This is a genomic window from Cobetia sp. BL01, from assembly GCF_056493605.1.
In genome coordinates this window covers 89,383-102,951 of sequence record NZ_JBVBEE010000006.1, presented here as the reverse complement: position 1 = coordinate 102,951, position 13,569 = coordinate 89,383, and the positions used below count along the sequence as shown (strand labels likewise).

The 13,569-nt window shown below is 62.7% G+C and carries 12 protein-coding genes; 7 read left to right on the top strand and 5 right to left on the bottom strand.

Going from position 1 to position 13,569, the window contains the following annotated elements; translation table 11 throughout:
• The 3 genes from tatA to tatC are packed head-to-tail and all read left to right on the top strand — an operon-like array spanning position 1 to position 1,459.
• On the top strand, positions 1-255 hold the full coding sequence (gene tatA, locus ACZYGA_RS12160; protein WP_084207831.1) for a Sec-independent protein translocase subunit TatA: 255 nt from the start codon (positions 1-3) through the stop codon (positions 253-255).
• 5 nt (positions 256-260) lie between these two features.
• A complete protein-coding gene (gene tatB, locus ACZYGA_RS12155; protein ID WP_479399265.1) occupies positions 261-665 on the top strand; it encodes a Sec-independent protein translocase protein TatB in 405 nt (134 codons plus the stop codon).
• The gene (gene tatC, locus ACZYGA_RS12150; RefSeq protein WP_404626319.1) at positions 665-1,459 is read left to right on the top strand and encodes a twin-arginine translocase subunit TatC; all 795 of its coding nucleotides are present in this window, start codon (positions 665-667) and stop codon (positions 1,457-1,459) included. Before tatB ends, tatC begins: the two co-directional genes overlap by 1 nt.
• A gap of 122 nt (positions 1,460-1,581) precedes the next feature.
• Here tatC and elbB read toward each other — a convergent pair whose 3' ends face one another.
• Positions 1,582-2,268, bottom strand: a complete 687-nt coding sequence (elbB, locus tag ACZYGA_RS12145) for an isoprenoid biosynthesis glyoxalase ElbB (protein ID WP_404626317.1) — start codon at positions 2,266-2,268, stop codon at positions 1,582-1,584.
• Between the two features lie 447 nt (positions 2,269-2,715).
• On the opposite strand from elbB, the gene hemB reads away from it, so the two are divergent.
• Together hemB and ppk1 are read left to right on the top strand one after the other, a co-directional pair.
• The gene (gene hemB, locus ACZYGA_RS12140) at positions 2,716-3,735 is read left to right on the top strand and encodes a porphobilinogen synthase (protein ID WP_136939602.1); all 1,020 of its coding nucleotides are present in this window, start codon (positions 2,716-2,718) and stop codon (positions 3,733-3,735) included.
• Positions 3,736-3,894: 159 nt separating this feature from the next.
• Positions 3,895-6,063 carry a polyphosphate kinase 1 gene (gene ppk1, locus ACZYGA_RS12135; protein WP_077377882.1) on the top strand — a complete coding sequence of 723 codons (2,169 nt, stop codon included), beginning with the start codon at positions 3,895-3,897 and terminating at the stop codon, positions 6,061-6,063.
• A gap of 213 nt (positions 6,064-6,276) precedes the next feature.
• Here ppk1 and ACZYGA_RS12130 read toward each other — a convergent pair whose 3' ends face one another.
• Both ACZYGA_RS12130 and ACZYGA_RS12125 read right to left on the bottom strand, forming a co-directional pair.
• A complete protein-coding gene (locus ACZYGA_RS12130) occupies positions 6,277-8,427 on the bottom strand; it encodes a PhoX family protein (RefSeq protein WP_404626314.1) in 2,151 nt (716 codons plus the stop codon).
• 240 nt (positions 8,428-8,667) lie between these two features.
• The gene (locus tag ACZYGA_RS12125; RefSeq protein ID WP_077378189.1) at positions 8,668-9,762 is read right to left on the bottom strand and encodes a 3-deoxy-7-phosphoheptulonate synthase; all 1,095 of its coding nucleotides are present in this window, start codon (positions 9,760-9,762) and stop codon (positions 8,668-8,670) included.
• Positions 9,763-10,556: 794 nt separating this feature from the next.
• Between ACZYGA_RS12125 and ACZYGA_RS12120 the strand changes: the two genes are divergently transcribed.
• Positions 10,557-11,111, top strand: a complete 555-nt coding sequence (locus tag ACZYGA_RS12120; protein ID WP_084207827.1) for a sigma-70 family RNA polymerase sigma factor — start codon at positions 10,557-10,559, stop codon at positions 11,109-11,111.
• Positions 11,090-11,800 (top strand): anti-sigma factor, encoded by a 711-nt coding sequence (locus tag ACZYGA_RS12115; protein WP_077377873.1) that lies wholly within the window; start codon positions 11,090-11,092, stop codon positions 11,798-11,800. The genes ACZYGA_RS12120 and ACZYGA_RS12115 overlap by 22 nt, the downstream gene beginning before the upstream one ends.
• A 152-nt stretch (positions 11,801-11,952) precedes the next feature.
• Here the strand turns inward: ACZYGA_RS12115 and folM are convergent, their stop codons facing one another.
• The gene (folM, locus tag ACZYGA_RS12110; RefSeq protein WP_077377870.1) at positions 11,953-12,666 is read right to left on the bottom strand and encodes a dihydromonapterin reductase; all 714 of its coding nucleotides are present in this window, start codon (positions 12,664-12,666) and stop codon (positions 11,953-11,955) included.
• Positions 12,667-12,699: 33 nt separating this feature from the next.
• Positions 12,700-13,494 (bottom strand): FAD-binding oxidoreductase, encoded by a 795-nt coding sequence (locus ACZYGA_RS12105; protein WP_176494248.1) that lies wholly within the window; start codon positions 13,492-13,494, stop codon positions 12,700-12,702.
• Between the last annotated feature and the right edge of the window lie 75 nt (positions 13,495-13,569).

Sequence of the window (13,569 nt, the reverse complement as noted above, 5' to 3'; positions counted from 1 at the left end):
ATGTTAGGTGGCATCAGTATCTGGCAGCTCCTCATCGTGCTCGGCATCATCATCCTGATCTTCGGCACCAAGAAGCTCCGCAACGTCGGATCAGACCTCGGTGGCGCGGTCAAAGGCTTCAAGGGCGCCATGAAGGAAGAGGAAAAGGCCCCCGAAGACACGGCTCCTCAGCAGAAGGTCTCCCACGGTGAATCCCGCGGCGATACCATCGATGTCGAGGCCGAGCGCCGCGATACCGCTGACAAGCGCTCGTAAGCCGCATGTTCGACATCGGCTTTTTTGAACTGGCACTGATCTCGCTGCTGGCATTGATCGTGCTCGGCCCGGAGCGTCTGCCCCGGGCGGCGCGTACGGCGGGATTGTGGCTGGGGCGCATCAAGCGCAGCGTCTCGGGGATCCAGCAGGAAGTCAGCGCCCAGCTGGAAGCCGAAGAACTGCGCCAGACGCTCAATGAGCAGAAGAAGCAGCTCGACGAGACCCTGGCACATGCCCGCAATGAGGCGCGTGAGGTGGAAACCACCATCACGCGTTCCTCGCCCGCGTCACAGGAGGATGCCAACGCCTCGCCTGCCGCCGACAGTGCTCGCTCGACGACGGAGACGACCTCAGGCGAGCAAGAGACCTCCGCCACCCCTACCAGTGAGTCACGGGAGCCGCGTTCCTGATGAGTGATCCGCATGACCCGCAGCCCTCCGCCTCCGGCGAGGCTGCCCACGCCCCGCTCATCGAGCATCTGATCGAACTGCGCTCCCGCCTGCTGCGTGCGACTGTCGTGGTCCTCGTGGTATTCGCGGCGCTGTATGGCTTCTCCAATCAGATCTATCTGTATGTGGCCGAGCCGCTGATGGCCCTGCTGCCTCCCGGCTCTCAGATGATCGCCACCGAGGTGGCCTCGCCCTTCCTGGCCCCCTTCAAGCTGACACTGGTGGTGGCGCTGTTCCTGGCGATTCCGGCGGTGCTCTATCAGGCCTGGGCCTTCATCGCGCCGGGACTCTACGAGAACGAGAAGGCGTTGGCGTTGCCGCTGCTGGCCTCCAGCATCCTGCTGTTCTATGCGGGCGCGGCGTTTGCCTACTATGTCGTCTTCCCGCTGCTGTTCCAGTTCTTCACCACCACGGGCCCCGAGAACGTGGCGATCATGACGGACATCAATCAGTACCTGAATTTTGTCCTCAAGCTGTTCTTCGCCTTCGGTGTGGCCTTCGAGATTCCCATCGCCACCTTCCTGCTGATCTGGACGGGGGCCACGTCCGTGGAGGTGCTGAGCAAGAAACGCCCCTACATCGTGATCGCCTGCTTCGTGGTCGGCATGCTGCTGACACCGCCTGACGTCATCTCGCAGTCATTGCTGGCGATTCCGATGTGGCTGCTGTTCGAGGTCGGGATTCTCGCCGCACGCGCCTTCAAGCGCCGCCGTCCGGCGAGCGATGATGAGGCCTCGCAGCAGCAGGCCCCCTGACGCGAAGACTCGAGCAGACAGCGCCTGGACGATGACGCGCAAGAATCATGACGCAGGAAACGACGAAGCCCCCGCCAATGGCGGGGGCTTCGTCGTTTCCTGCTGGGTACCGTGCGACCGTGTCAATCCTGTTGGCTGGCCTTGGCCTGGTCTTCCTCGATCCAGCCGTTCAGACGCTCCACCAGCTTGAAAATGCCTTCGGCAGCCTCGGAGATGCGCTCTGCCTGCATGTAGGCTGGCGTCGTGATCACGCGATTGGCGGCATCAATCACGATATCCGTCACCTCACAGCTCTTGTGCAGACCGCCTTGGGCACTGATGGCGCCGGAGACTTCAGGGTCCGTGCCGATGGTGACCGAGATCCCCTCGCCCAGCAGCTTCGGCACCATCACCGGCGCGATGCACATCACGCCGATCGGCTTGCCGACCGCATGGAAGGGCTGCACCACCTCGCGCAGACCATCCACCAGCGTCAGATCCGCGCCCTTGACGGCAAAGTTGCTGAGATTCTTGGCGGCACCGAAGCCACCGGGCAGAATCAGCGCGTCGAAGTCCTCGGCGGACAGCTCCGGCAACGGACGCACCTTGCCACGCGCCAGGCGAGCCGACTCGGTCAGCACATTGCGTGTCTCGTCCATTTCCTCGCCGGTGGCGTGGTTGAGCACATGATGCTGATCGATGTCCGGAGCGAAGCACTCGTAGCGGATGCCCAGCTGATCAAGCCGAAGCATGGTCAGGGTCGTTTCGTAGATCTCGGAGCCATCATAGACACCGCAACCGGATAGGATCAGGGCTACCTGCTTGGTCATGTGTTACTCCATTGACGGTGAACTGCTCGGCGGCTGCCGACAGGTCAGAAGTGACAGATTCGTACAGGAATCCGCTACAGGCAAGCACCATGTGAAGAGGTACCTGCTGGAAAGGACAGATGATGCCGGCGGCCTGCAGCACCTGAGTATTCGTCACTCCGATGCCCCAAGACTATGGGCGGCATGGCCACATCTCAAGGGCGCCCCTCGCGGTTCGGCGGGCAGGATGACAGTGCACACGACGCGACACCCTGCCCCATGCCGCGCCCCTGTTCCGACCTGCATGCACTGATATACTCGAAAGCATCGTGCCGACAGCTTGCTCGGCCAATCCCATCTCCTTCGGTCGTATGGGCGCCGTCTGACCTGTAATATCATTGAAATATTATAGACCTAGACTTCCAGCGTCCCTCACGGAACCGGAGCCTTAGATCCGGAGAGCCTCTCTTGAGTCAACGTACCCCACGCCAGTTTCCTGCGATTCGCATGCGCCGCATGCGCAAGGATGATTTCTCTCGCCGCCTGATGCGCGAGAACCAGCTGACGGCCGATGATCTGATCCTGCCGGTCTTCGTGCTGGAAGGTTCGCAGCGTCGTGAAGCCGTGACCAGCATGCCCGGGGTCGAGCGCCTGTCCATCGACCTGCTGGTCGAGGAATGCCGTGAGGTCCATGCGCTGGGCGTGCCGGCCATCGCGCTGTTCCCGGTGATCGATGCCGAGGCCAAGAGCCTGCTGGCCGAGGAGTCCTACAACGCCAATGGCCTGGTGCAGCGCGCGGTGCGTGCCCTCAAGGAAGCCATCCCGACGCTGGGCGTGATCACCGATGTGGCGCTGGATCCCTACACCGTGCATGGCCAGGACGGCATCCTCGATGATGACGGCTACGTGCTCAACGACCGCACCGTGGACACCCTGATCAAGCAGGCACTGTCACACGCGGAAGCGGGCGCCGATGTCGTGGCCCCTTCTGACATGATGGACGGCCGCATCGGCTCCATCCGTGCCATGCTGGAACAGGAAGGCCTGATCAATACCCGCATCATGGCCTATTCGGCCAAGTACGCCTCCAACTACTACGGCCCGTTCCGTGATGCGGTGGGCTCGAGCGGCAATCTGGGCAAGGCCGACAAGCAGACCTACCAGATGGATCCGGCCAACAGCGACGAAGCGCTGCATGAAGTGGCCATGGATCTCGCCGAGGGCGCCGACATGGTGATGGTCAAGCCGGGCATGCCCTACCTGGATGTGGTGTCCCGCGTGAAGCGTGAACTGGAAGTGCCGACCTTCGCCTACCAGGTCAGCGGCGAGTACGCCATGCACATGGCCGCCTTCCAGAACGGCTGGCTGGATGCCGACAAGGTCATTCTCGAATCATTGATGTGCTTCAAGCGTGCGGGTGCCGACGGCATTCTCACCTATTTTGCCCGCCGGGCCGCGGAACTGCTGGCGGAGAAGAATCGCCTTTGACTACCCCGGCGACCGTGTCTGACCGGGGTCATGGAGTTGATGATGGAACAGACCCACAAGAACGCCATAGATGACGCGTCAGACACCTCGCTGGACACCGCTCCCCAACCGCATCAGGACGCTGCCGCCCCGGCGGCGTCCCGGGGGAAAGAGGGCGACATGGAGCTGGTCACCGACGAGCCGCCAGCCCTTGAACCTCCGCCCCTGCGCGTCAATCGCACGCGCAAGGGCATTCACGCCAAGGTCACGCCCTCCCCCGAAGCCGACCTGGCCGACCCCGCCCTGTATTTCAATCGTGAGCTGTCGAATCTGCAGTTCAACATCCGGGTACTGGAACAGGCGCAGGACACTTCGCATCCGCTGCTCAACCGGCTGATGTTCCTGCTGATCTTCACGTCCAACATGGACGAGTTCTTCGAGATCCGCGTGGCGGGTCTCAAGCATCAGATCGCCTTCGACCGCACCGAGCCCGGCCCGGATGGCATGCTGCCCGGCAAGGTGCTCGACGAGATCTCGCGCATCACCCACGAGCAGGTGGAGCGCCAGTACCGCATCCTCAACGAAGAACTGATTCCGGCGCTTGAAGAGCAACACATCCGCTTCCGTCGCCGCAATCAGTGGAACGACGCCCAGAAAGCCTGGGTTCGCGAATACTTCGAGGAAGAGATTCAGCCGGTCATCAGCCCGATCGGGCTTGATCCATCACATCCCTTCCCGCGCCTGGTCAACAAGAGCCTCAACTTCATCGTCGAGCTGGAAGGAAAGGACGCCTTCGGGCGCGAGGGCGGCCTGGCCATTCTTCCGGCTCCGCGCTCGCTGCCGCGCTTGATTCGCGTGCCGGAAGCGCTCGCAGAGAGCGGCTATACCGAGTACGTCTTCCTGTCCTCGATGATTCATGCCCATGCCCAGGAGCTGTTCCCGGGGATGAAGATCAAGGGCTGCTACCAGTTCCGGCTGACGCGCAACGCCGACCTCTCGGTGGATGCCGAGGATGTCTCGGATCTGGCCTCGGCGCTGCGCGGCGAGCTGCTGGCGCGGCGTTACGGCGATGGCGTGCGCCTGGAAGTGGCGGACAACTGTCCGGAGGCGCTCTACACCTTCCTGCTCAAGCAGTTCGAGCTGGAGAAGCGAGACCTGTATCAGGTGAAGGGACCGGTCAATCTCAATCGCCTGATGGAAGTCATCGGCGACGTGGGCCGCGAGGACCTGCTCTACGCACCGTTCACTCCCGGCACGCCCAAGGCACTCAAGAGTGACAACAGCCTGTTCGATGCCATTCGCCGCGAAGACATCCTGCTGCATCACCCCTTCCAGTCGTTCTCGCCGGTCGAGAGTCTGCTGGCCGAGGCAGCGCGCGACCCGAACGTGCTGGCCATCAAGCAGACGCTCTATCGCACCGGAGCCGATTCCAACATCGTCTCCTCGCTGGTGGAAGCTGCACGCCAGGGCAAGGAGATCACCGTGGTGATCGAGCTGCGTGCCCGCTTCGATGAAGCCGACAACCTGCAGCTGGCCTCCCGCCTTCAGGAGGCAGGCGCCATCGTCATCTACGGGGTGATGGCCTACAAGACCCATGCCAAGATGCTGCACATCGTGCGGCGAGAAAATGGCGAGCTGCGCCACTATGCGCACCTCGGCACCGGCAACTACCACGCCAAGACGGCGCGCCTGTACACCGATTACAGCCTGCTGACGTCCAACGAGACCTTGTGCGAGGACGTGCACAAGGTCTTCCAGCAGCTGACTGGCATGGGCAAGCAACGCAATATCGAGAAGTTGCTGCATGCCCCCTTCACACTGCATGAGCGACTGGTGGAGATGATCGACCGGGAAGCGCGCAACGCCGAGAAGGGCAAGCGCGCCCACATCATCATCAAGTGCAACTCACTGACCGAACCCAAGCTGATCCGCGCGCTGTATCGCGCCTCACGCGCGGGCGTGCAGTGCGATCTGATCATCCGCGGGGTCTGCTGTCTGCGTCCGGGCGTTCCGGGCATCTCCGACAATATCCGCGTCCGCTCGGTGATCGGTCGCTTCCTGGAACATACTCGCACCTTCCACTTCCACAATGCCGGCCAGCCGGAGACCTGGTGTTCCAGCGCGGACTTCATGGAGCGCAACATGTTCCATCGCGTCGAGACCTGCTTCCCGTTGCTCGACAAGAAGCTGGCACAGCGCATCCGCAAGGACCTGGACACCTATCTGGTTGACAACTGCCAGAGCTGGCGCCTGGAAAGCGATGGTCACTACACCCAGCTGGATGCCGGCGATGCAGAGCCGATCAGCGTGCAGGAAACCCTGCTGTTCGCCTACGCTGCCAAGGCCTGATCGCGCCCCGCTCGGGCCCGCCTCATCCGGCGCAGTCCATTCACCTGACTCTCGGCCCTCACGCTTGCGTGGGGGCCGTCTGCGTTGAGCAGACAAGCCTTGTCCCAGTCCTCCTGTCCCGATCCTTCTGCCCCCCAACCAGACAATGAAAAGGCCCCCGCATCTTGGATGCGGGGGCCTGGCAGCTGACGATCGGATCAAGCGCTCAACGGATCAGACGCCGATCTGACCACCATCTTCACGCTGGATGACGACGGTCGCGGCGCGCGGGCGCACACTGCCGTCAGTTTCGGCAGTCGCATCCACACTCTGCGGCCAGTTGCCGGGATGCTGGATATTGACGAACAACGCCGTCCTGTCAGGTGTCGCGAAGATGCCGGTCACTTCACAGCCGTTCGGGCCAACCGCGAAGCGCTTGAGCTGTGCCTGGTTATCGGCACCGATCACGGCAGCATCCCCTTCGGCCTGCTGAAGCGCGGCCGGCACGACGGCCAGTAGCTGGTCATTGGTGGCGTCCGCCACACCGGCGTAGCCGTTGTCCGTCTGGATCCACAGGATACCCTGCTCGTCCTCACGTTCGTCGAAGTAGAGGCCATCCGGACTGGCGAATTCATTCATCTCGGTCAGGCCGGACAGGTTGTCGGCGTCACTGGCCGCCGCGCCGAACACGAATATCTCCCAATCGAAGGCGGTGTGATCCCCTGCCTCACGCCAGCGGATGATCTGTCCTGCCTCGTTGTCACCGCGCGGGTTGGCGGCATTGGTCGGCGCCGTCTTGTAACCGACTCCCGGCTCCTCGATGGCCTTGCCGTCATTGGTGAAGGCCGCCGCGGCACCCTCTTCGGTGCGCTTGGAGTTGTTGGTCAGTGTCATGTAGACCTCACCGGAAGCCGGGTCGACGGCACCCCACTCCGGGCGGTCCATCGGCGTGGCGCCCATCAGATCCGCCGCGTCCGCGGTATGGATGATGACGCCGGCCAGATCATCGGCCGCCAGGCCCAGCGCAGCGGCAAGCGTCCGGCCATCCCTGGTCACGGCATCCGGCGTCAGCTTCAGCCACTTGCCAGTACCGTCGGCGGAGAACTGGGCAACATACAACGTGCCCTTGTCCAGATACTTGTCACCGATCGTCAGGCGATTCTTGTCGGCTCCCGGCACGTGCGCATCGGCGGCCTCCCATCTGGCATCGGAGACGAACTTGTAGATGTATTCGTTGCGCGAGTCATGGCCTGAATAGAACACCACCGGCTCGCCTTCGACCAGCTTGCCAGGCCAGCAGCCTTCATGGCGGAAACGTCCCAGCGCGGTGCGCTTGACGGCCTTCTCACCGGTGTAGGGGTCGATCTCGACGATGTAGCCGAAGGTACGCGGCTCATTGCGATAATCCTTGTCGGCACTGTCCGCCGTCGGCGTATTGTCGAAGCGCGCGAATTCGCCATCGACTTCGCTGGCATCTCCCGCGGCGGTTTCCCAGCCGTAGCGGCCACGCTCGGTCTCGATGCCGATGCGATCATCATCGCTCTGACGATCACTGCGCTTGACGAAGTAACCCGGCCAGTTCTCCTCACAGGTCAGGTAGGTGCCCCAGGGGGTATAGCCGTTGGCGCAGTTGTTGTTGGTACCACGCGTGCGCGTGCCATCCGGAGAGAAGGCAGTCTTGACGTAATCACTGCCTGCCACCGGGCCACTCAACACCATCTCGCTGGCGCTGGTATAGCGACGGTTGTAGCCGGAGTTGCTCACCACATCCCACTTGCCGCCGGCATCCTTCTTGACTTCGACGACGGTCACGCCGTGGGCATTGATCTCGGTACGCACTTCATCGGCCGGGCGCTTACCGGACTCCGCATTGGTCGCGCCGCCCTTGGGCGCCCACAGGGCATCCTGATCGATGTACTCATTGTTCATCACCAGCAGGAAATTGCTGGAGGCGGTGTCTTCGCTCAGCGCGAAGTTGTGCATGCCGTCGTGATGCATGCCGATACTGTTGAGCTGGGCCTCCGGCGTCATCGCCAGCGATTCACTCCACTGCGGTGCCTTGTCGTTGAGCGGGGTGCCCCACGGTGCCAGGACATGGGCGGTATACCCTGCAGGTACCACGAAGGCATCCGTGCGAGAGCCCTTGATGGACTCGAAGGCCAGCGCCAGCGGTGTCTTCGCCGGGGTCCCTGTGGTCTTGCCGCTGTCGGCATTGGCCGTACCGCTCAGGCCCGCCAGCCCGAAGCCGCCCAGCATGCTGGCAGCCGCCATGCCCAGACCACCCTGCAACACGCGACGACGGGAAAGGTGCTTGTCGATGATGGAAGAGAATGTCTCGTTGTGACTGGCATTCAGTAGGCGATGATCTTCAATTTCCTTGCTCATGCTGCTTCCCCGTAGTCAGGTTGCGGGTTGTTCTTTTCAGGCCTGGCCCCTGTGGGGCCGCCAAGGGCAACAAGAGTGATACGCGAACCAAATGACAGTCGTATGACGCGAACGATACGCCTCATGCAAACGACAGCGCCCGACGGTCGCATGACCATCGGGCGCGGGGAATTCACAAGCGCGAGACCTGCTCCGTCAGCCGTGAGGAAAGAGGGCTTCACCAGCAGGGTGGTGTCTGGGTCAGGCGTCTCGCAGACGCTCTGCCGCCAGACTCAGCAGATGCTCCGTCGTCTCCCACCCGAGACAGGCATCGGTCACGGAAACGCCATGGCGCAGCTGCGAGAGCTTGTCCGCTGCCGGCAATGCCTGCTTGCCCTCGTTGAGATGGCTTTCCAGCATCACGCCGATCAAGGCGTCATCACCGGCCAGACGCTGGGAGAGCACATCCAGCATCACTTCGCTCTGACGACGGTGATCCTTGCGCGAGTTGGCATGACTGCAGTCGACCATCAGTCGCGGTGTCAGACCGGCCCCTTCCAGCTCTCGCCGGCAGGCGGCCACCGAGTCTGCATCGTAGTTGGGCTGACCATGGCCGCCCCGCAGCACCACATGGGTGTGGGGATTGCCCGCGGTCTCGATCAGCGCCGGGCGCCCGCTGTCATCCATGCCGAAGTGGCGATGCCCGTGAGCTGCCGCACCGATCGCCTGCACGGCGACCTCGACCCCACCATCGGTTCCATTCTTGAAGCCTACGGCGCAGCCAAGGCCGGAGGCCATCTCGCGGTGGATCTGTGACTCGGTGGTGCGTGCCCCGATGGCCGCCCAGCCGAGCAGGTCTTCCAGGTAGGCGGCGGTCAGCGGCTGCAGCAGCTCCGTCGCCACCGGCAGGCCCAGCTGGTTGATCTCGCGCATCAGCTCGCGCGCCTGACGCAGGCCGCTGGCCATGTCATCACTGCCATCCAGATGCGGATCATAGGCCAGCCCCTTCCAGCCCACCGTCGTGCGCGGCTTCTCGACATAGACACGCATCACCAGCTTGAGGCGATCACGGACCTGCGGTTCGATCACCGCAAGGCGCTGGGCGTATTCACGCGCGGCCTTGAGATCATGGATGGAACACGGGCCGACTACCACCAGCAGGCGATCATCCTCCCCGGCAAGAATCGCGTTGATCTCAGCGCGGTGCTGGCGAATCTGGCCGGCCAGGTCAGCATCCACCGGCAGCTGCGCGCGCAATTCGCTGGCGCTGGGCAGGGCTTCACGGCTGATGCGTCCGGGAGTGGTCGGTGTCTGGGCGGCATCGAAGCGGGTCACGGGGGTAGTCTCGGCGGTCATGGTGCCGACAGTGGTATCGGCTGTGTGCGGGTCATTCGTCAACACGCGTTCAAGGCTGGCGTTCATGGTCTTCTCTCCTGTGACGAAGCTTCGGCTTCATCACGCAATATTCACTCTGACAGACAGGGACTTCGCGAATCGTCACCCCGGTGTTGCTCGCCCTGCCCCGCGGTGACAGCGGAAAGAGGCAGGACGCCGCTAAATCGCCAGCGCCAATAACCATGCACGACCCGAGCGGAAGCGAAAGAGAAGCGGGTAGTCGGGATCGTGGTACGCATGGTCATTCCTCCAGTCATTCATGCTGCAATCATCGTTGGCACGTTAGGGTGGCACGCCTCTCTCGTCATGAGAGATTGCCGGGCCCAAACGCAAGAACCCCCGGTCGTGGCTGCGACCGGGGGTTCTTCAAGGTGGTGGCAGCCCGTACGAGACAGGCACGCCGTAACCTCAGGCGCGCCCCTGTGTAAACCAATACCAATAGCCAGCCGCACACGCAGCCGACGCCAGCTGACCCGAAGGGCAGGCAGCGGCAGTGCGAAGGCGGGAGCTTGAGGATTGATTCATGGGTCGGGCCGGTGTCCAGTGATGACGATGAAGCGTCGATGACTCTATCCTTGCACTACGAAACGTCGCACGCAAGCGTGATCGGGCAACAAACCGTTGCCTGCACGTATAAAGAAGGACTATCAGCCCGGAGTGGCATCAGTATAACCTTTGGTTGTCGAACGACATGATCGGCAACGCGCATTCGTCCAGCGGTGCCTGACACCGCGCCCACAGCTTGGAATGCATACATGCAGGATTCCCGAAATGATGCACTGATAGAGTATCTGTCGGGATGTGCCCGGCAGGATGCCAAGGCACTGGATCGACTTTATCGCGCAACCAGTGCGCATCTATACGCTCAGTTGCTGCGTATCTTGAGACATGAGGCATCCGCGCAGGATTGTCTTCAGCAGGTCTACATCCGGGTATGGGCCGCCGCCGGCCAGTATGACGCCGGCCGCGCCCGCCCGATGACCTGGCTCGGCACCATGACCCGCAACATCGCCATCGACTGGATACGTCGACAGCGACCCAGCGAGCACGACAGCGACGAATTGATCGCTGCCATGCCCGGTCGAAGTGATATCGAGGCAGATGTCGACCTGGCCCAGCACAGTGGTGAACTCCACCAGTGTCTGGCCGAGCTGAATGACGATCAACGCCGCGCCCTGGAACTGGCCTACTTCGAAGGCCTCACCCACCAGGATCTGGCCAACCAACTGGACCAGCCCTTGGGCACCGTCAAGAGCTGGGTCCGACGTGGACTCGAGAGGTTAAAGACATGCATGAGTCATTTGATCTGAGCGATCCCGAACTGCGTGAAACCGCAGCGGGCGAGTACGCGCTCGGAACCCTGACACGCAGTGAGCGCGCCGCTTTCGAATCGCTGCTCTCCGTGAGTCACGACCTGCAGCGCGATGTGGAGCGCTGGCGCGAACACCTGAACGTGTTCAATGAACAGCTTCCCCCTGTCGCACCGCCCGCCGATGTCTGGCAAGGCATCGCCGAGGCGACGGGCACCGCCCGGCAGCCGTGGTGGCGTCGCCTGGGCCTGTGGCAAGGCATGACGGCCACGGCGTTCAGCCTCGCACTCGCCGTCAGCCTGACCTTCAGTCTGGGTCAGAACGAGAGCATGGAGAGCGACTACGTGTTCGTGGTCAGCAACCCTGACAGCAGCCCCGGCTGGATCGTCAATGCCTCCCACTCGGGTGAGATGATGGTCCAGGCCGTCAGCCCCAACGCCCCGGCCCCCGGCAAGGTCTGCGAGCTGTGGCTGATGGCCAAGGATGGCAAGGAGCCGATGTCACTGGGCATTCTGCCGCACTCCGGCACCATGAAGGTGGAAGTGCCGAAGGAATATCTGGCCGCCTTCCCCGACAGCGATCTGGTGATCACGCTGGAAAATCCGGGCGGCGCTCCCTCCGGTCAGAACATGGGGCCAACGCTCAAGAAAGGCCAGTTCACCGCCGTCGAAGGCCGCCACATTCTGTAGGCACTGCCTGCAAGCACTGACGGCAAACGCTGCGTCACCACACGACGTCGCATCAACGAAAAAGCCCCCGCTTCTCAGCGGGGGCTTTTTTCATGCTGCTCTGCCGGGCCTCGATCCCTGGAGGCTACCCGGACACCGGCAGGAAACACCCGTCACGTGAGATGACGTCCGCCATCCACCGGGAGTGTCGTGCCCGTGACATAGGGACTGTCCAGCAGATAACGCAGCGCCTGCCAGATCACGCCTGGGCCCGGCACACTCTGCATCGCAGACTTGGCCCGCGCACGCTCGGCGTAATCATCGTCGTCGTCCGGGCGCAGCATGATCAGTGCCGGTGCGATGGTGTTGACCTGGATACGAGGGGCGAACATCGATGCGAACGACAAGGTCAGATTCTCGAGCCCCGCCTTGCTGGCCGCGTAGGCCGCATGCTTGCGCGAGCCTTTCTGGACCACGAAATCACTCATGTGGACGATGTCGGCCTGAGTCTCGATACCTGCCTCCAGCAGATCACGCAGCGCCAGATTGATCAGATACGGCGCCTGCATGTGGACGCGAAACAGATGCTCGAACATCTCGCCGCGCTCCTCCGCCCCACCATCCGGCGCCCAGTCGCTGGCATTGTGCACGATGGCCCTCAGCGTCGGCGTCATCTCACGAATCGTCGCGATGAAGGCCTGGATGCCCGCCTCACTGGAGAAATCCGCCTGGACGGTGCGGATACCCAACGCCCGCAGGGCATCGAGCTCTTCGCGCTCACGTCGGTAACTGATGATGACGGGATGGCCATCATCCACCAGACGTTCGGCGCAGTAGCGCCCCAGTCGCTGGGCGCCACCGGTGATCAGGATGGGGGACTGACTCATTCACTCGACTCCTTCAGGCAACGTCAGGCAGCTTCAGCCGGATACCAGCGCCGGATCCAGTAGCGGCTCGCGTGGTGCATAACTGAAGACATCGGAGCTCAGCGCGCTGGCCTCGACCCCCAGCGGCGTCAGCGCATCGACACAGGCATAGACCATGCCGGGCGAGCCCGACAGATAGACGCGCTTGCCTGCCATGCTCTCCGCATGCGCTCGCAGCGCATCATCGATACGTCCGATATGGCCATTGAAGCTTGCCTCGACCCCAGCCGCTTCCAGTGCCTGATGGTGGGCATCACCCGCCTCAGGCGCTTCTTCCAGTACCGGCACGTAGCGGAAATTGGGCTGACTGGCGGCCCAGTGGAGCGCGGCGCTTTCCAGATACAGATCCCGACGCTCACGCGCGGCCCACCACAGTTCGATGGGCTGATTGAGGCCGTGTGCAAACGCTGCCTGCAACATGGCATGCATCTGCGAGAATCCGGTACCGGCACAGATCAGCACGATGGGACTGGGGTCGTCGAGATCGAGCACGCATTCGCCATTCGGCAGGCGCAACTCCAGCTGATTGGCCGCGACCAGCAGGCTGCGCAGACGCGCCGAGTTGCTGCGCTCCGGCCAGTGCTGGATGTGCAGCTCAAGCACGCCATCTCCCTTGGCAGCGTTGGCGATGGAGAACGGTACCCAGGTGGTGTCGTCGAGCTTCATCTCGAGATACTGGCCCGGCGCATGCGCCAGGGCCTCGGGACGTGCGGCAAAGCGCACACGAAACACGTCCGGGGTCAGGTCTTCCACACTCTCGACATGACAGGTCAGGGTCCGCGCCGTCATCGTATCCTCTTGTTGTCTGAAGCCTGCCGCGACGCCTGGCGCCGAGGCAGGGTAAATGCATGAGTGGTGATGGTC